Source organism: Flavobacteriales bacterium (assembly GCA_025210805.1).
GTDB lineage: Bacteria > Bacteroidota > Bacteroidia > Flavobacteriales > CAJXXR01 > JAOAQX01.
In genome coordinates, this window is sequence record JAOAQX010000034.1 from 102,945 (window position 1) to 121,900 (window position 18,956).

Genomic DNA, 18,956 nt, shown 5'->3' on the forward strand with positions numbered 1-18,956 from the left:
TATGAAAAAATTTAAAAAATACCTTCTTGAAAACTACCCGCTTGTTTTTGAAACTCGATTTTTTGAGTTTGTTGCAATGGGGATTGCTTTATGGATTTTTGCTTTTATATCTGGTTACGCATTATGGAATCTTGATTTGGCAAACGATCTACATTTCACTAGATTTTATGAAAATAATGGAATCTATACTTTTCACCTCTTTTTTGCAATTTTAATTGTGGCTCTTTGGTCTATTCGTTTTTATAAACTAGGAGCAATAAGGAATTATTACCCTATTACTAAAGGCTATTTTACAAAGATGCTTTTTTTATTACTGCTGCCTTTTTTTATACTTGTCAGTGCCTATATCCCATTCACCGCAGGTGCCAAGATAAAAAATAAAACTATTATCACAGAGCAATTTCATCACGATTATATCAAAGTATTGGAAGCGCAACCTTTTTTGGTTTCAGAAATTAATAATCATCTTTTGGATCCTAGCTTAGTAAGCCCCCATCATAATGTTTTATTTTGGAATCCAAATTCTTTAAAAATCAAAAATAAAAACCTTCTTGAGCGTAGGATGGAACTAGATAAAGGAGCATTAGATCCTGAGCTATTATACCAAAATACACATACGTTTACTGATGGCGTATATTCATTTCTATACTATAAATCCAAACTTGAGTACTTAGATCTTGATTCTTGTAGAAATAAGACTATTTTTGATGCTTTCTTTTCTCCAGAAAACAAAGAAAAAATTCATTTTACATCAATTTATAACTTTGTAAACAGACCGAATTATTTATCTAGATTTCAGAGACTCACCTACAACGAAAGAAACAACTCTGAAGATAAAGAGCTATATAACAGTATTTTAAAAGAATCTAAAAGTAAGATTGAAAATATTATAGCCCAAAAAGATTATAAAAAATTGCAAGAAATTATCGAAGGATTTGTTGGTGTATTAGATAAATACCAAATCAATTATGATATTTCTGTAAAAGAAATTATAAAGTATCATAAAACTTATCAATTCAAAAATTACCCCATTGCCTTAATTAGTTCCGACTCCTATTTCAACGCAAATGACGAAGACCTTTATAATACCGTATCTACGGAGTGTCATTATTTATATGACAGCAACCCCAATGCTTATTACACTCCAGAAAAACGATATTATGAGGAAAGAAATTGGGATAATTTAACGGGGAATTACCGACACCAAAAAATCATAAAATTGGAATCTATTATGGGGCTTTTGCTTCTGAGTCTTTTACTCTCAGTTTTCTTTATGATTTTTAAATGGACAGAAATTTTAAACTTCCTTATTTCTATTCCAGTAGCAGGTGCGCTCATGATTTTATTTGGAATACTAAATGTTTTTATTGACATTCCCCATAAATTCCAGTCACTTGCACTACTTTTTTATGTTCTATTAATCATCATGATAAGTTTGTATATCATTCAAAAAGAGCAAATTTCTCGTAAACTAAAATCTATTTCCATTAATATTCTCTTACCAGCAATGGTAATGATTTTACCTATACTCTATTTCGCCATCTCAGAAAATTGGACCTATGAGAAAATTTCACCATGCTCATATACTCCGCAAGAGATAAAATATCTTCCTCGTGGTATAGAGATTTACAGTATATTTTTGGGATGTTTTATAGGTATTTTAGTATTCCAAAGTTTTATTAAAAAATGGAAAGCATCAAAGTACTAATAGATTCAAGCCTCTTTTTAGAGGCTTTTTGTTTTTTGATGCTCAATTTCACGATTTAGCGTAAATTGCCCGATATTTTGATACCACAGATGAGCCAAGAAAAAGATCAGATACAATATATTGAAAGACAAAGTAAAAAGGTTTTAACAGAAGAAGTTCCTAGCGGAGGAATGATTCGTTTTTTATACGGGCAAAATCCTTTAGGTAAAATTTTGTTACATCAGCTATTCAAAAGAAAATGGATTTCTTCTTTTGTAGGAAAACACATGGACTCCAAAAGATCTATTAAAAGAATTCAAGCTTTTATTGATCAATTTCAAATGAAAATGGATGACTATATTATTCCTTCAACAGGTTTTCAATCCTTTAATGATTTTTTCTATAGAAAAATAAAACCCGAAGCACGCCCTATAGCCGAAGGAATTATCTCACCTGCCGATGGTAAAATTTTAGTTTTCCCTACCCTTGAAGCCAGTCAACAATTTTTTATAAAAGGTAGTTTGTTTGATATCCATCGATTCATTCAGAACAAAAAAGTATCTGAAAAATATCTTGACGGTGGAATGGCAATTATTCGCTTAGCACCTGTAGATTATCACCGTTATCATTTCCCTACAGCCGGTGTTGTGGGTGAGAATATTAAAATAAAAGGCGATTATTATTCAGTTTCTCCATTGGCTCTGAAGAAAAATTTGGAAATTTTTTTAGAGAATAAAAGAGAATACGTGGAAGTAGAACATCCAAAGTCTGGGAAATATCTCATTTGTGATGTAGGGGCTACCATGACAGGAAGTATCATCCAAACACACCAAGCCAATACTACTGTTGAAAAAGGACAAGAAAAAGGGTATTTTGCTTTTGGAGGCTCTACTTTGGTGCTTCTTTTTCAAAAAAACACCATGCATTTTGCAGAAGATTTAATAGAAAACACTCAAAATCATTTTGAAACCACCATAAAAATGGGTGAAAACATCGGTTTCTTTATAGAAAAATAAGGTACAAACAATTGACTATGGTAGATTTATGAGTTTTACAGAAACCTTCTACCGTATTATACCAACAAGTAAATTGAATAGGAGTATGAGTTTTTAGTAACTTTGCTCCTATTTTTATTTCAAAAAAACCTTTTTATGAAAAAGCCATTGATTGCCCCATCGGTATTGGCAGCTGATTTTGCCAATCTTCAAAGAGATATCGAAATGATTAACGAAAGTCAAGCAGACTGGTTTCATATTGATATAATGGATGGAGTTTTTGTTCCTAATATTTCATTTGGAATGCCCGTTTTGGATGCAATTTCAAAACATGCAAAAAAAACAATCGATGTTCATTTAATGATCGTAGATCCTGATAGATATACAGAAACCTTCGCAAAACTCGGAGCCAATTATCTAACAGTACATTACGAAGCTTGCAACCATCTTCATAGAAGCTTACAGAATATAAAAGCCCATGGTATGAAAGCCGGAGTTGCTCTCAATCCTCACACACCTGTATCTGTATTAAGTGAGGTAATTCAAGACCTCGATTTAGTTTGTATTATGTCTGTAAACCCTGGTTTTGGAGGTCAAAAATTCATTGAAAACACCTATTCTAAAGTAAAAGAACTTGTGGCATTACGTACCGAAAAAGGTGGAGATTTCTTAATTGAAATAGATGGTGGTGTTGGCTTAGGAAATTATAAAGAACTGACTGCAGCAGGTGCAGATGTTTTAGTGGCTGGTTCTTCTGTTTTTAGAGCAGAAAATCCTGTTCAAATGGTAGAAGATTTAAAGAAGGTATAAGAAAGTTATGAAAGAACAATCAGAAGAAAATTACGAACACGAAAACCTAATTGTGGAGCCTGGTGCAGAAAGTATTAGAATAGACAAATACATTCTCAATCATATTTCTAGGGAAAAATACTCTAGAACTAAGCTCCAACAGATGTGTGAAAACGGTTTGATAACGGTAAATGATCAAAACGTAAAATCCAACTATAAGGTAAGACCTAATGATGTCATTTCTATTTCTAAGCCTTATCCTGTGTTTAGCAATGAGCTTATTGCCGAAGATATTCCATTGGATATTATTTATGAAGATGATGACCTTGTTGTAGTCAACAAACCAGCAGGAATGGTCGTTCATCCTTCCTACGGTCATTACTCTGGAACACTCGTAAATGCTTTATTGTTTCATATAAATCAGCTTGCCACTCCACGAGAAGAAGGAAGACCAGGCTTGGTTCACAGAATCGATAAACTTACTTCAGGATTATTGGTTGTAGCCAAAACTGATGCTGCTTTAGCTTATTTATCTGAACAATTTGCAGAGAAAACTTCCAAAAGAAAATATCTTGCCCTTGTTTGGGGAGATGTCATTGAAGACGAAGGAACAATTGTAGGACATATTGGTAGATCTCGAAAAAACAGACAATTACGTTATGTTTTTGAAGATGGATCTGAAGGAAAACATGCCGTTACACACTACAAAGTAGTTGAGCGTTTTGGCTACACAACCCTAGTTGAGTGCCAGTTAGAAACAGGAAGAACACATCAAATTCGTGTACATTTCCAATATCTCGGTCATCCACTTTTTGGAGATCCAGAATATGGTGGAGACAAAATACTCAAAGGAACTACTTTTACAAAATATCGACAATTTGTAAATAATTGTTTTGCCCTAGCTCCTAGGCAAAACCTACATGCAAAGACACTTGGTTTTGAGCATCCAACTACAAAAGAATGGATGAGTTTCGACTCAGAATTGGCAGATGACATGAAAGAAGTCATTGAAAAATGGCGTAGCTACGCTTATCAAAAATCTCTGAAAAACTAATTTTGGATAAACTCAAAAGTCTTTCTATTCCCATGATGGCAATAATGATGTCCTTGGTAGCTCTTACCATTGATATCATGTTGCCAGCTTTTCCTCAAATGAGCCAAGATTTACAGTTGGAAAATGAAAATCAAATTCAACTGATTATTTCCATGGTATTTTTAGGAATGGCAATAGGACAAATTTTCTATGGTCCTATTTCTGATGCATTAGGTAGGAAACCAGCCATTTTCATTGGTTTTTGGGTTTTTGTTTTAGGTTCTTTTCTCTGTCTTTTTACAGAAGATATCTATTGGATGAGTGCTGGTAGAATGCTACAAGGAATTGGTCTTTCTGCCAATAGAATTGTATGTGTGGCGATTATTAGAGATCAATTTAAAGGAGAAGAAATGGCAAAGGTAATGTCTTTAATTATGTCATTTTTTATTATCGTTCCTGCCCTCGCCCCTAGTTTAGGCGATATTTTATTAGAAATAATTAACTGGAAAGGAATCTTTTTGCTCATTTTGATTGTGGCTTCTGCTACCACACTTTGGTTTTATCTAAGACAGAAAGAAACTTTAGCCGAAACTCATAGAATTCCTTTAAGTTTTAGAAATAGTTTTAAAGCTTTAAAAGAAATTTATGCCCACAAAAAATCGAGATACTTCACCATTATTTCAGGCTTCATTTTAGGTTTATTTTTAGGATACTTAAACTCTATTCAGCAAATAGTTGACAAAGTATATCATCAAGAAAAGTATTTTGCAATATGGTTTGGCGTTTTCGCTCTTTTCATTGGTACTGCTTCCTTCTTAAATAGAAAATTAGTGACACTTTTTGGAATGGAGAATCTTGTCAAACGAGCTTTAACTCTTTTAGCAATAAGCTCTGGAATTGTTGCCTTAGTGATTGCATTTGACCCTTCACTTATCATCTTTCCTGTTTTTGTGTTTCTTGTGGGTTGGATGTTGTTTCTCGTTGGAATTATTTTTGGAAATACAAATGCCATTATTCTCGAACCTTTAGGACATATAGCAGGAATTGCCACTTCTGTTGTTGGTGCATTTTCTACATTTATATCCATTCCTTTAGGAATACTTGTTGGGCAAAATTTTGATAACAATATTCTGCCCATGTTTTTAGGAATCTTTGTTTACTCGGCAATTTCTTGGATTATTTATCATCTTTTGGTGAAAAAAAGTACTACTGCTTTGTCCATTTAGAACGATAGTAATTCTTATTTGTTTTTATCTCAACAAAATAGACTCCCGCGGGTAAGTCATCCACAGAAATAATGTTTTCTTCTCCTTCGATGAATTTCAATTCAAATCCTAATGCATTTCTAAAACGGAGGAAATGTATCTGTTCTTCATTAGGCAAATTTGAATATAGCTGAACAAAATCTCGTCCTGGATTAGGCACTAAGCTAAAAACAGTATTTTTATGATATTCTTTAATGGATAAATCTGGATAAAGCATTAGCTCCAATGAGTCTAGACAATTTCCACTTTGCATATATACCACCACTTTATTAGAATCTCCATTGGCTATAAAGTATGCCTCATTCCCTTCTTGTAAAGTACTGTTATCTATTTTCCATGTAATGGAATCTGATGGTTCTGAATTAGAAATTAAAACGACCGAGTCACCTACAGAATAATGACTAGGAGAAACGGAAATTGATGAAATTTCGGGGCAAATTTTCTGTAAATAAACACGGAAATTTCTTTTATCAATCATATCCATAAATCCATCGGCATTGTAGTCAGCAAAATAATAGTTTTGAATTCCTTCATTAAGTATTGCATCATTAATTTCATAAGAATCGTGATAATTTCCATCGAAATCAGAAAGATATAAGTGATGTTTACCATTTTGCAAGACTAAATAATCAATAAAACCGTCATGATTAATCATTCCCACATTTTCAATGATCATATTATTTGCAGTATCAAAAGGAAGACTCTGTAGAGTATCAAAATCATCAACACCATCATATCTATGCCATCCGTATTTTAATACAATATCATCAAAACCATCTTGATCAACATCTACAAGACCTTTATAAAAAGTGGTAAAACTTTTGGAAAATTTTGTAAAGCTTCCGTTGCTATTTTGGGTGTAGAAATAATATCGATATACATAAGGGGCTGTTTGTTTTTTTATTCTCGTAAAACAAACAATATCATTCAAGTTATCATTATTGATATCCAAAACTTCAATGGAGGTAATTCTCAAATTATTCAAATATGGATCCACCATTACATCACTAAGTGTTGAGTCTATTCCTGTTTGATTGTAATGAATTTTTAGATCAAAACTGGTATTAAAACTTACTAAATCTACTTTACCGTCGTGGTTTAAATCTCCAATTCCTGTTGCCTTTATCTGGCTCATTTGTCCGTGATTCATTTTAGGCTGATAATAGGCATTTGTTGTACTATCTATTAAGAAAAAATTACCACTATAATTAAAGTAGTATGGTGCCGTATGATTTTTGTCGGCATCTTGTTTAAATGCTAACCAAAAAGGAATATTTGCTGTATCTGCTTGGGCAACTACCGATTTTTTAAAACCCTCATTTTTATTCTCTTGTACAATAATATTTCCATCTGCCAATGCCATTAACTCAACAAAATCGCCATCATGAGTATTCGTCGCAGAATAATTTAAAGGCTGAGCTGGATTTGAAAGTATTTGAGCTTGATTGTTTAAATATAAACTAAAAGTATATTCTGTAGGCGTAGTAGAAGGATACACTGTTTTATACCCCACTCTTAGTGTGTCAACTATTCCATTATTATCAAAATCGGAATATTCTAATTTTACATATTGCTTTCTAGTTAGAAAGAAGCTCGTTTCCTTAGGGAAATAGGTGGTTGCATAAGTTTGTGGATCTTTATAAAAGTGAAACTCAATTGGAAATCCAGAAAACGTTGCACCAACTGATGCCATTCCATAAATATCCATTATTGAATCATTATTTAAATCTTGAAACCCACATTCATATTCTACTTGACTATTTATATAGATAAAAGTATCTTGTTTTTGTACCCACTCATTTTCTAAAGCATATATTGCAAATCGATTCCAATTGTTTTTATAGTTAATTAAAATTTGCTTAGTCGTGTCCTTTGAGTTTGGTTTAGGATTATATACTGCTAGCTCATTTACTGAATACGTCCAAGTGAATGATGGCCAATTGGGATTTGGATAAATAATCCCTATAATGGTATCTACTGCAGTAGTTTGAGCAACAAATCCCGAAGAATTCCCTGCATTATATTGTAGTATTCCTATGGAGTCTGAAACTATCGCAAAAGAAACTGCATCTTGAATTTGATCGCCGTTCATATCCAACAATGCGAGGTTTTTATTGGATTGAGATTCCAAAACTTGTTGAGTAAAATTTCCCGTACCATCGTTTGACAATAATCTTAGTCCCGCACTGGTTCCCACCAATATATCTTGATCACTATCTTGATCAAAATCTGCTATTTCTAATGCCGTTTTTTTGGTATAAACCCCTAAAAACTGCTTTGTTAAATTATTCTGATTATCTGAAAATAGAATATATAAATTTGAATCAATAATTGAAATGAAGTCCAAATTTGAATCCCCGTTAAAATCAGAGGCTTTTAAAACAATCTCTGTATTTAATATATGATAATACCTATGTGGTTTAAAGAAATTTGCACCTCTATTTTCATAATAAACTATCGAATTTTCACCGGTAATTACTAAATCAATCTCACCATCGGAATTGACATCTTCATGTACGGCATATCGAATTGTATCTCCTTTAAAATCAGGATTCAAAATATCAAAATCAATATTTTGAGCAATAAGGCTTATTGGAAAGATAAACAATAAAAAGAAAAATAATCTAAACATACTAAAAGAATAAAAATGATTAAAACAGCTCTAATATAGAGATATTAACCTTAATTTACTCTTGGATAATTATTTTAATTCTTAAAAAATGTTAATACAGAGGATTATCCTTTGTTTTTGGGTGTGTTTTAATGTAAGTGGGAAGTTCTCGATACAATTTCTTTTTCGTTTCTCTACAAAGAAATCACTCGAACTGACAGAGATATAAAAATTGCATCAACTCTGTCAGTTCGAGTGGTTTTTGATGGAAAGCAATGGAATCAAAAATTGTATCGAGAACTCTTTTCCGTTTCTCTACAGAGAAATCACTTCCCGATGGGTCGGGACAGGCTGAACTGACAGAGATATAAAAATTGTATCAACTCTGTCAGTTCGAGTGGTTTTTGATGGAAAGCAATGGAATCAAAAATTGTATCGAGAACTCTTTTCCGTTTCTCTACAGAGAAATCACTTCCCGATGGGTCGGGACAGGCTGAACTGACAAAACAATAAAAATTTATTCGTTAGTTTACGATAAAACTCCTGCCTTTTTATAGAGTTCTACAAGTTTTTCAACGGCATAATCTACTTCTTCTACTGTAGAAAATTTTGAAAAAGAAAATCTTACCGCTGGTCTATTCATATCTGCTTTAATTCCTTCCAAAACATGAGAGCCTTTATCTGACCCAGATGAACAGGCAGAACCTCCAGAACAACAGATTCCCAAGATATCTAGATGAAATAATAACATGGCTGCATTTGGTGTTTCGGGAAGTGAAACATTTAAAACAGTATATAAGCTTCTATCTAAATTTGCCGAATCTCCATTAAAATACACGCCAGGAAGCTTTTCCTCCAATTGACTAATCATATGTTTTTTTACTGATTCAATATGATTTTTATGTCCTTCGAGGTCTTCATAAGCAACATCCATTGCTTTTGAAAGACCTACAATTCCCGCAAGATTTTCTGTTCCTCCACGGAATCCTCTTTCCTGTGCACCTCCATGAATCATTGGTGCAACCTTTACATCTTTATTGATATATAGAAAACCGATTCCTTTTGGACCATGAAATTTATGGGCAGCACAAGTGATAAAGTCTACATCGAAATCTTCTAAATCATAGGCATAATGAGCCATAGACTGAACGGTATCTGTATGAAAATAAGCACCATGCTTTCTACAAATAGTAGAAACTTCTTTAGCTGGAAGTAGGTTTCCGATCTCATTATTGGCGTACATAAGCGAAACCAAAGTTTTTTCAGGATTGTCTGACAACAGTTGCTCTAGATGATCTAAATCAACATGTCCTTTTTTATCTACGCTAACATAAGATAATTTTATTCCTTCAATATCCTTGATATTCTCTGCTGTATGCCCTACAGCATGATGTTCTAATTCAGAGGTTATGATATGTTTAACATCTAAATGCCTTACAGAACAATTGATTGCCATATTGTCGGCTTCGGTACCTCCAGAAGTGAAAACGATTTCTGAGGGAAGACAATTGAGATGTTTCGCCACATTTTTTCTTGATGACTCTATTAGACCCTTACTTTTTCTTCCCAAAAAATGGGTAGATGATGGGTTTCCAAAATAGTTCTTTAGAACATCTGCCATAGCATCCACTACTTGTGAATCCATGGGCGTAGTAGCGGCATTGTCTAGGTACACTCTCATATTGTTAGTTTTATATAAGTTCTTTAATTTCTCCAATGAAACGATCTGCTAAATTATTTGCGGATTGTTCATTTGAAGATTCTGCATAGATTCTGATAATTGGCTCAGTATTAGATTTTCTCATGTGAACCCATTCTTTCTCTATATATATCTTTACACCATCAATGGTGTTAACCTCATAGTTATTGCGATACTTTTCTTCCATTGAAGACAAAATTGCATCTACATTTATTTGAGGTGTTAGTTGTATTTTCTTTTTTGCAATAGTATAAGACGGGTATTGGTCTCTAAACTCCGTCATACTTTTGTCTGTATTTACAAAATGATTTAAAAATAAAGCCGTTCCCACCATAGCATCTCTTCCTGCGTGAAGTGTTGGGTAAATAACTCCACCATTACCTTCTCCTCCAATAATAGCGTCTTCTTTTTTCATCATTTCTACAACATTTACTTCCCCTACGGCAGAACTAAAAGCTTTGTATGCTGTTTTTTCTTCGGTAATATCTCTTAGGGCTCTTGTAGAGGACATATTAGAAACTGTGTTTCCTGGTGTGTGATCCAAAATATAGTCTGCAACAGCTACTAATGTATATTCTTCTCCAAACATAGATCCATCTTCACATACAAAAGCTAAACGATCTACATCAGGATCTACCACGATTCCCAAATCGGCTTTTGTTTCTATAATTCGATCAGATAATGCTTTTAAATGATCTTTTAAAGGCTCTGGGTTATGCTCAAAATCTCCGTGCATCTCAGAGAACATCACTTCAACGTCTGTATATCCTAGCGCTTCCAATGTTTTCGGAATGGCAATTGCTCCAGTTGAGTTGATGGCATCTACAATAATCTTTAAAGGCTTTTTCTTATTCAAATCACCATTTACTAGAGGTAAATCCATGATTTTTTCTATATGCAAATCAATTGCATTTTCAACAGTTTTTATGCTACCTAAATCACCAACTTTAGCAAAATCAAAACTTTCTTCTGATGCTATATCTAAAATTCTTTGTCCATCTGCTGCCGAAATAAATTCTCCTTTTTCATTTAATAGTTTCAACGCATTCCATTGTTTTGGGTTATGACTTGCCGTAAGGATGATTCCTCCTTGGGCTGATTCCCAAACCACTGCCATTTCTACCGTTGGTGTTGTGGATAAATCTAAGTTGATTACATCAATTCCCATCATTTGAAGAGAAGAGATTACTAAAGATTGTACTAATGGACCTGAAATTCTTGCATCTCGTCCAATAACTATTTTAATTTTTCCATTATGACGATCTTGTAACCATTTCCCATAGCTACAAGCAAATTTTACAATATCTATTGGGGTAAGTGCATCATTTACCTTCCCTCCTATTTCTCCTCGGATACCCGAGATGGATTTTATTAAAGTCATGCTTATTTTGTCTTTTTATTCGAAAAACAAATATAGGAAAATCAATTTTTCATTTGGTAATTTGAATGGCTTTTTTCAAGGAAAACTATAGGTTTCCAATATTGAATAAGACTCTTGGTAAATAAGTGTTCATACAATTCGTAAAAAAATCAAATATCAAATTTTCAAGCACAAAAAAAAGAGATGATAAAATCATCTCTTTACAAGATACAAAAGAGGACTCGCACAAACCTTTTTGTATCTTTCTTGTTAAATTTTAAATTATAATGGATCATTATCTCTTATCTCAAAACTACTGGAATTTTCAGGTGAAATAGGCTTTTTTTGATCACCTTGTTAAGTTTTAATCAGTATTTGGGATTTTTTCAAATTAAATGTCTGATTTCTTAATCAGAATAGTATTATTTACATAAAAAATCACCTTATAATAAAACAACATACTGTTTTAATAATTTCATGATACACACAAATATATATAAAAAAATACAACACAATAAACACAAAATAAACTATATAGAATACATTACACCCTATTTTAATAACGATGTAATTTTCACATAAATAGGATAATAAATTTAACCCATGTTACACAGTACTCATTTAAAACCATTCCCTTCTTTACCAAAGAACTTATCTATAATATACTATTGAGATGCGTGTGATTAATCTCACCCAAAAGAGTTATAAATAAAAAAACAAACAACAGTGGTTTTATGTTCTTCTTTATATCTGCATTCATATTGATTCAATATCTTTACCAAAGAATCATTTTAGCTAAAATTTCTAATGAGAATAGTTATTATTGGACCAGCACATCCTTTTAGAGGTGGAATTGCTACATATAACGAAAGACTTGCAAAGGCTTTTCAAGCTGACGGACACGAAGTAGATATTGTTACTTTTACCAAACAATATCCTAAGTTTTTATTCCCTGGTAAAACGCAATTTTCAGAGAGTCCTACTCCTCAAGATATTCATATTAAAAGAATGATTCATGCCTATAATCCTTTAAATTGGATTAAAACTGGGCGAAAGTTACAAAAAGCACAATATGACTTGGTCATCGTAAGATATTGGCTACCGTTAATGGGTCCTGCTTTAGGAACAATTTTAAGGAGCATTAAAAAAAATAATTATAGCAAAATTATTGCTTTAGTAGACAATATGATTCCTCATGAAAAACGACCTGGAGACCAGCAATTTTCACAATATTTTGTTCAGCCTATTGATGGTTTTATGGCAATGACAGAAAGTGTAGTCCACGATATTAAAAAATTTGTTTCTCAAAAACCTATCAGCCTTTCTCCCCACCCACTTTTTGATAATTTTGGAAAAAAAATAGGTAAAGAACAAGCTTGCAAGCATTTAAAATTAGATCCAAACGATCGTTATATCCTATTCTTTGGACTTATTAGGAAATATAAAGGGCTCGATTGGTTGTTAGAAGCTTTTGCTCAATCTAATTTAGAGAAAGAAAATATCAAAATAATTGTTGCTGGTGAATACTATACAGATTCTGAATATTATCAGGAAATTATCAAAAAACACCAACTAGAATCTGCCGTATTGCAGTATGACTATTTCATCCCAGATGAGGAAGTAAAATACTTTTTCAATGCCTGTGATGTGGTTGTTCAGCCTTATAAATCGGCTACTCAAAGTGGGGTAACACAAATAGCCTATCATTTTGAAATCCCTATGATTGTCACTCGTGTAGGTGGTTTAGAAGAAATGTGTCCTGATAAAAAAGTTGGATTTGTGTCTGAACCAAACACAGAAGCTCTTTCAGAAAAGTTAAACGCTTTTTTTAGCCCAGAAAATCACATAAATTTTGAGAAGAATATCCAAATTGAAAAGAAAAAGTTTGCTTGGGATGTTTTATGCAAAAAATTCTATGAACTTTACCAAAAATTATAAGAAATGAACACTGCCGCCATATTATCCAAAAACCTTAATGATTCTATTGAACTTAAAAAAGAGCTTTTAACCAATCCAAAAATTGCAAAGGATTTGGAAAGAATCTCTTCCGAAATTATCGAGGCTTATCACGGTGGAAGAAAAGTATTCTTTTGTGGAAACGGAGGAAGTGCAGCCGATGCTCAACACTTAGCGGCAGAACTTACTGGTAGATACTATTTTGACAGACCGCCTCTTTTTTCTGAAGCACTCCACGTAAACACTTCTTATATGACGGCGGTTGCCAATGACTATTCTTATGAACATGTTTATGAAAGAATGGTGGAAGCGAGTATGAAACCTGGCGATATTTTAATTGCACTTTCTACTTCGGGTAATTCCGAAAATATTGTAAGAGCGGTAAATCAAGCAAAAAAACAAGGTGTTTTCACTGTAGGAATGACAGGCGAATCTGGTGGTAAACTATTTGAATCTTGCGATTTAACATTTAGAATCCCTTCTAAAAACACACCTAGAATCCAAGAAGCTCACATGATTTTAGGTCATACACTTTGTGAAATTATTGAATACAGAATTTTTCACAACTTCAAGGAAAATCAAAATTACCTTGCAGATATTTCTGAGAAATTAGATCGTTCTTGGACACTGTTTTTGGATAGAGATGGAGTTCTTAATCAAAAGTTAGAAAACGATTATGTAAAATCTGTTGATGAGTTCAAATGGATTCCTGGTGCTCTTGATGCTGTTGTTTCTTTTGGGAAATTATTTGGAAGAATTGTTATTGTGACAAACCAACAAGGTATAGGAAAAGGCTTAATGACTCAAGAAGACCTCCACAAAGTGCATCAAAAGTTAGAGGATGATGTTTTAGCTAAAGGCGGAACAATTGATGCGTTCTATTTTGCAAAAGAATTAGCAGATAAAAATCACCCAAACAGAAAACCGAATATCGGCATGGGTCTCAAGGCTTTGGAAGATTTCCCTGAAATTAATTTCTCAAAGTCTTTAATGGTTGGCGATTCTATTTCCGATATTGAATTTGCTCAAAACCTTGGTATGCATTCTGTTTTTCTATCAAAAAAAGACCACCCGAAGGTGGACTTTAGATTAGATTCTTTAAAAGAATTAGCAGATATTTTGGGTAATGATTTATAGACTTTTCCTTAGTAACTAGGAATGACTATTACTCTATCAAATATACTTGATAGCCTTTTTGTTTTAAGGAATTTCTCAGTTTCAAACTTTTATCCAAACCCATTGCCAAAATAGCGGTAGCATAAGCATCTGCAAGTGCACAACTGGGCATCAGGATGGTGACACTTTGAATATCTGTAGCTTGACTTTTCCCTGTTAATGGATTGATCGTATGCACATATTTCTCCGTTTTATCTGGGCTAAGTTTCCATTTTCTATAATTACCAGAAGTTGCAACAGCCGTATTTTCGATGTCAAGTTTGTTAGAAAACTCCCCATTTCTATTTTCTTCGGCCTTGTCTATAGCTATTTTCCAAGGCATATTTTTCGGCTTTTTACCTTGTGCGTAAATCTCACCGCCAAGCTCTATTAAGAAGTTTTGAATTCCTTTTGCCATCAATAATTCTTTGATTAGATCTACGGTGTATCCTTGAGCAATAGAGTTGAAATTGATTTGAATACTAGAATCCGATTTCTGAAGAAAACCATTCTCCTTTAAAATAAGCTTACTGAGTCCCACCAAAGCCCGTGCACTATCCAAAGAAATAGGACTCACACCGCCCCTTTTTTCAAAACCATAAAACTGACTTAAAGGTTCCACCGTAGGATCAAAATAAGCTTCCGATTCTTGAAATACTTGTTGAGACATTTGAAACATATTGATAAAATGTGTATCTATTTCACCGTGATTCACCTCATTTCTATTCCACCTTGAGATATAGCTTGTAGGCAAATAGGTACTCAAACTTTGGTCAACCTCTTGGAACAAATTCGCCAAATCTTCATTTAAACCTGGTTCTTCTTTTCCGCCAAAATAGATAACGCCAAATGTAGTTCCTTGTGCCCTACCAGATAATTGGAATTTCTGAATTTTATTTTCTTCACAGGAAAACAAAACCACCATTAATACAATACTTAAAAGTTTTTTCATCCTCCTGCTGTTACAATAGTCAATTCATTTGCAAACAATTCTTGGGCTCGAGTTCTGAGTTTTTCCGCAGTCATATTTTCTACCATTTCAAAATAGCGTTTTTTACGTTCCCAGTCATATCCATTGGAATACAAGGCTTCAAAATAGCTTACTTGCTTTCTCCAGCCATTTACAACCCCAAGATAAGAACCTAAAGCATAATTTTTCACTAAATCTAACTCCTCTTGAGAAATGAGTTCTTCTTTCAATCGGTTAATTTCCAACTGAATTTGATTTAATGTATCTGCAACATACTCGTTCCCTACTTCTGTTCTGATAACAAATTGAGAATGATCTGAAAAACTTAAAATCATGGAATAAATTCCATAGGTATATCCTTTATCTTCTCTAATATTTGCCATCAATCGAGACCCAAAAAAACCTCCCAAAACAAGACTTACAAAATTCCATTCCGAAAAATTCTCATGATTTCTAGAAGGGAAAACAAACCCTGCGTTTATGGACGTTTGAATGGCAGAGTCCATTTTTCTTGTCCATTGTTTTACTCCAGATTGAATCTTAAAATCTTGTTTTTCAAAAATCGGATTTCTATTTTCATTTAACTTGAGGGTTTCTTCTATTTTCTGAAAATTTTCCTGAGAAAAAGTTCCTGCTAAATGCAAAGAAAAAGGACAGTTTTCAAATAATTCTTTATGAAAACGTTCTACTTCTTCTAAAGTACATTGATCATAAAAAGATTCGCTAAATTGAAAACCTAAAGGATGTTTTTCGCCATACAGCACTTTATTGAAAGCTTTCTTACTAATATAATCAGGCTTTTGTTCTTGAATCTTAAATTTTTGCTTGAATTTCTCTACACTTCTGTCAAATTCTTCTTGACTGTATTGAAAATCAAACATCACTTCTTTTAAAATCTCCAAAGCGGGATCTAGTTTCCTTTTCAAACAACTTAAACTTAAAACAATTTTCTCTTGTTTTATTTCAAAAGTAATATGAGCTCCTAGATTATCAATGGCATCATTAATGGCTGGATATGGATAGCTTTTTGTTCCTTTAAGAATCATCGATTTTGAAAAAACCAATGCCTTTCGATCTTGGAAATACTGAATTCCTGCATCAAAAACGAGTTTGATAAAAACCATTTCTTTGTCTTCCAAATCAAAAAGAATTAATGGTGTATTTTCTCCAATAATTCGGATTTCAGGATCTAGATGTTCTGGGAAGTGTAAAGCGTGTATTTGGGGTTGAATAGATCTATCGAGTTTCATTTTTGTAGTAGAATAAGGTAGAACACTGATTTGGGTCAAAAATTTCTTTTGCCAATCTTTTTACATCATTTGGAGTTACGGCTTTCAGTTTATCCAATGCTTTGGTATAATCCTCTGCTTCTGTGAGCAATTCGTTTTTACACAAATTCATCGCTTTGTTTAGGACAGATTCATTTTCCTTTAGAAAAAACACTTCATAGTTAATGATCATTTTATCTAAATCTTCTTGATGAATATCAGATTGAACAAATTCTTCTACCACTTTTTCCACAGCGGTATTTGCTTTTTCAAGATCGGCACCTTCCACTAGAGTTCCTGAGATATAAAATAATCCAGTATCAAAAGAACCCGAAACATAGGCAGAAATATCCGTAAATAAGTTTTGATCCACCACAAGTCTTTGATGCAGCAAAGCGGATTGATTAAAATCAATCAAATTTGAAACCGTTACTGATGCAGCGTAATTTTTGTGCCTGATATCGCACATTTTATAAGCCTTTATCAATACTTCAGCAGGAACGTCTCTATATACTTTTAATTGCCTTGCTCCCTCTTGCTTTGGTTCTAATGGTAAATTTCTTTTTGGGACATCTCTTACCGGAATTTCATCAAAATATTTTTTAATAAGCTCCAAGGTTTCATCATACTCTATATTCCCACAGATAGATAAAATACAATTATTGGGTGCATAATGCTTAAAGAAAAACTCCTTTACGTCTTTCATCTGAGCATTTTCTATATGACTAAGCTCCTTTCCTATGGTTTGCCAACGGTAAGGATGCACTTTATAAGTCATTTCTCTTACGAGTTGATAGAGATCTCCATAGGGTTTGTTTAGATAATTTTGTTTAAACTCTTCAATAACTACATTTCGCTGTACTTCAAGGCTTTTTTCACTAAAAGCAAGAGACAACATCCTATCAGACTCAAGCCATAGAGCTGTTTCTAGGTTTTCTTTTGGAATTGTGATATAGTAGTTTGTAATATCATTACTGGTAAAAGCATTATTCTTCCCTCCTGCTTTTTCAAGTGCATTGTCATAATGAGGAATATTCACCGAGCCTCCAAACATTAGATGCTCAAAAAGATGTGCAAAACCTGTTTGGTCTTCATGTTCATCTCTAGCACCCACATCATACAACAAATTTACAGCTGTGATTGTACTACTTTTATCTTGATGAAGAATGATTTTTAAACCATTCTCCAAAGTATATTTTTTTATCTCCATGTATATTTTTATCTCTTTTTGGGAATCCAAGGAATTTCTGGTGCATTGTATAACTTAGAAATCATTCTACCTAAAGTAAAAAAGTAATCTGAAAGTCTGTTTAAGTATTTTGAGATTATCATATTGACCTCTACTTCATCTGCTAAAACTACAACGGTTCTTTCTGCTCTTCTACAAACACTTCTACAAATATGTGCCGAAGAAACGATTGTATGTCCGCCAGGAAGAATAAAGGTGTTTAATGGTGTTAATTCAAACATCATATCATCAATCCACATTTCCAGCTCTCTAATCCATTCCTCTTCTAATTCAGGCAGGTGCTTTAAGCTTTTTTCGTCTGAGGTTGCTAAATGGGAACCCATATCAAATAAATGATTTTGAATAATGACTAATTGTTTTAAATAAACTCCATCAGGAAACCCATTTTCAATATCATATTTAAAATTATAGTGAGTATCAGGATTAATGTCATTTTGAATTCGATCTTTTATTCCTTGTTTGATCCCATCTCTCAGCGCACCAATAAAAGAATTTAGTTCATCTACTGTTCCATAAGATTCAATTCTCATATTTCCTTTAGAAACTCTCTGTCCTCCAACCAAAGACGTTTGCCCTTGATCTCCTGTTTTAGTGTAAATTTTCATAACATAATTTTTATTTACAAGCAAATTTAGAGAATTCCGATGGGTATTTACCTTTTGTATTCTGAGAATTGATTGATTGCCATAAATGCTTCGTATATTTTTCCTTCGAAGATTTAATTTTCCAATCACCAAAATGGCTGTTGTTTGTTTGATTTGTATCACAATTTTTGTTGGTTACCCTGCTTTTTGTATTTTAGAGCTGTGATATTCAAGAGCATGAAAGATGTTTGTGTGTTTTTGTATTTTTTGGGTGTGATATAGTGAGTGTAAATATTTAATTATCAACATCTTTTATGGCTATTAAAAACCATATC

The 18,956-nt window shown here is 33.0% G+C and carries 14 protein-coding genes; 7 read left to right on the forward strand and 7 right to left on the reverse strand.

Features of this window, described 5'->3' with window-relative positions:
- Position 1 precedes the first annotated feature (1 nt).
- From N4A45_13455 to N4A45_13475, 5 genes are all read left to right on the forward strand, one after another.
- Positions 2-1,708 carry a hypothetical protein gene (locus N4A45_13455; GenBank protein ID MCT4666225.1) on the forward strand — a complete coding sequence of 569 codons (1,707 nt, stop codon included), beginning with the start codon at positions 2-4 and terminating at the stop codon, positions 1,706-1,708.
- 89 nt (positions 1,709-1,797) lie between these two features.
- Entirely contained in the window at positions 1,798-2,703 is a 906-nt protein-coding gene (asd, locus tag N4A45_13460; protein ID MCT4666226.1) for an archaetidylserine decarboxylase, read from the forward strand.
- A gap of 135 nt (positions 2,704-2,838) precedes the next feature.
- Positions 2,839-3,492, forward strand: a complete 654-nt coding sequence (rpe, locus tag N4A45_13465; protein MCT4666227.1) for a ribulose-phosphate 3-epimerase — start codon at positions 2,839-2,841, stop codon at positions 3,490-3,492.
- 7 nt (positions 3,493-3,499) lie between these two features.
- A complete protein-coding gene (locus N4A45_13470) occupies positions 3,500-4,525 on the forward strand; it encodes an RluA family pseudouridine synthase (protein MCT4666228.1) in 1,026 nt (341 codons plus the stop codon).
- A gap of 2 nt (positions 4,526-4,527) precedes the next feature.
- A complete protein-coding gene (locus tag N4A45_13475) occupies positions 4,528-5,730 on the forward strand; it encodes a multidrug effflux MFS transporter (GenBank protein MCT4666229.1) in 1,203 nt (400 codons plus the stop codon).
- Here the strand turns inward: N4A45_13475 and N4A45_13480 are convergent.
- From N4A45_13480 to glmM, 3 genes are all read right to left on the reverse strand, one after another.
- Positions 5,711-8,401 (reverse strand): T9SS type A sorting domain-containing protein, encoded by a 2,691-nt coding sequence (locus N4A45_13480; GenBank protein MCT4666230.1) that lies wholly within the window; start codon positions 8,399-8,401, stop codon positions 5,711-5,713. The genes N4A45_13475 and N4A45_13480 overlap by 20 nt on opposite strands.
- 508 nt (positions 8,402-8,909) lie before the next feature.
- On the reverse strand, positions 8,910-10,061 hold the full coding sequence (locus N4A45_13485) for a cysteine desulfurase (protein MCT4666231.1): 1,152 nt from the start codon (positions 10,059-10,061) through the stop codon (positions 8,910-8,912).
- Between the two features lie 10 nt (positions 10,062-10,071).
- Complete coding sequence (gene glmM / locus N4A45_13490) at positions 10,072-11,460, reverse strand: phosphoglucosamine mutase (GenBank protein MCT4666232.1); 1,389 nt, start codon at positions 11,458-11,460, stop codon at positions 10,072-10,074.
- Between the two features lie 786 nt (positions 11,461-12,246).
- Between glmM and N4A45_13495 the strand changes: the two genes are divergently transcribed.
- Together N4A45_13495 and N4A45_13500 are read left to right on the forward strand one after the other, a co-directional pair.
- Positions 12,247-13,377, forward strand: a complete 1,131-nt coding sequence (locus N4A45_13495) for a glycosyltransferase (protein MCT4666233.1) — start codon at positions 12,247-12,249, stop codon at positions 13,375-13,377.
- A 3-nt stretch (positions 13,378-13,380) separates the two neighbouring features.
- A complete protein-coding gene (locus tag N4A45_13500) occupies positions 13,381-14,532 on the forward strand; it encodes an HAD-IIIA family hydrolase (protein ID MCT4666234.1) in 1,152 nt (383 codons plus the stop codon).
- Positions 14,533-14,560: 28 nt separating this feature from the next.
- Here the strand turns inward: N4A45_13500 and N4A45_13505 are convergent, their stop codons facing one another.
- Genes N4A45_13505 through N4A45_13520 form a run of 4 tightly spaced genes read right to left on the reverse strand, consistent with a single transcriptional unit; the run spans position 14,561 to position 18,642 of the window.
- On the reverse strand, positions 14,561-15,502 hold the full coding sequence (locus tag N4A45_13505; protein ID MCT4666235.1) for an FAD:protein FMN transferase: 942 nt from the start codon (positions 15,500-15,502) through the stop codon (positions 14,561-14,563).
- Complete coding sequence (locus N4A45_13510; GenBank protein MCT4666236.1) at positions 15,499-16,770, reverse strand: insulinase family protein; 1,272 nt, start codon at positions 16,768-16,770, stop codon at positions 15,499-15,501. The genes N4A45_13505 and N4A45_13510 overlap by 4 nt, the downstream gene beginning before the upstream one ends.
- Positions 16,757-17,998, reverse strand: coding sequence for an insulinase family protein (locus N4A45_13515; protein ID MCT4666237.1), 1,242 nt, complete (start codon positions 17,996-17,998; stop codon positions 16,757-16,759). The genes N4A45_13510 and N4A45_13515 overlap by 14 nt, the downstream gene beginning before the upstream one ends.
- Positions 17,999-18,006: 8 nt before the next feature.
- Positions 18,007-18,642, reverse strand: coding sequence for a cob(I)yrinic acid a,c-diamide adenosyltransferase (locus N4A45_13520; GenBank protein MCT4666238.1), 636 nt, complete (start codon positions 18,640-18,642; stop codon positions 18,007-18,009).
- Between the last annotated feature and the right edge of the window lie 314 nt (positions 18,643-18,956).

What these genes read in the sequence shown, in the direction of transcription:
- N4A45_13455 (MCT4666225.1), top strand. Translation starts at nt 2, where the DNA reads ATGAAAAAATTTAAAAAATACCTTCTTGAAAACTACCCGCTTGTTTTT.
- asd (MCT4666226.1), top strand. Translation starts at nt 1,798, where the DNA reads ATGAGCCAAGAAAAAGATCAGATACAATATATTGAAAGACAAAGTAAA.
- rpe (MCT4666227.1), top strand. Translation starts at nt 2,839, where the DNA reads ATGAAAAAGCCATTGATTGCCCCATCGGTATTGGCAGCTGATTTTGCC.
- N4A45_13470 (MCT4666228.1), top strand. Translation starts at nt 3,500, where the DNA reads ATGAAAGAACAATCAGAAGAAAATTACGAACACGAAAACCTAATTGTG.
- N4A45_13480 (MCT4666230.1), bottom strand. Translation starts at nt 8,401, where the DNA reads ATGTTTAGATTATTTTTCTTTTTATTGTTTATCTTTCCAATAAGCCTT.
- N4A45_13485 (MCT4666231.1), bottom strand. Translation starts at nt 10,061, where the DNA reads ATGAGAGTGTACCTAGACAATGCCGCTACTACGCCCATGGATTCACAA.
- glmM (MCT4666232.1), bottom strand. Translation starts at nt 11,460, where the DNA reads ATGACTTTAATAAAATCCATCTCGGGTATCCGAGGAGAAATAGGAGGG.
- N4A45_13495 (MCT4666233.1), top strand. Translation starts at nt 12,247, where the DNA reads ATGAGAATAGTTATTATTGGACCAGCACATCCTTTTAGAGGTGGAATT.
- N4A45_13500 (MCT4666234.1), top strand. Translation starts at nt 13,381, where the DNA reads ATGAACACTGCCGCCATATTATCCAAAAACCTTAATGATTCTATTGAA.
- N4A45_13505 (MCT4666235.1), bottom strand. Translation starts at nt 15,502, where the DNA reads ATGAAAAAACTTTTAAGTATTGTATTAATGGTGGTTTTGTTTTCCTGT.
- N4A45_13510 (MCT4666236.1), bottom strand. Translation starts at nt 16,770, where the DNA reads ATGAAACTCGATAGATCTATTCAACCCCAAATACACGCTTTACACTTC.
- N4A45_13515 (MCT4666237.1), bottom strand. Translation starts at nt 17,998, where the DNA reads ATGGAGATAAAAAAATATACTTTGGAGAATGGTTTAAAAATCATTCTT.
- N4A45_13520 (MCT4666238.1), bottom strand. Translation starts at nt 18,642, where the DNA reads ATGAAAATTTACACTAAAACAGGAGATCAAGGGCAAACGTCTTTGGTT.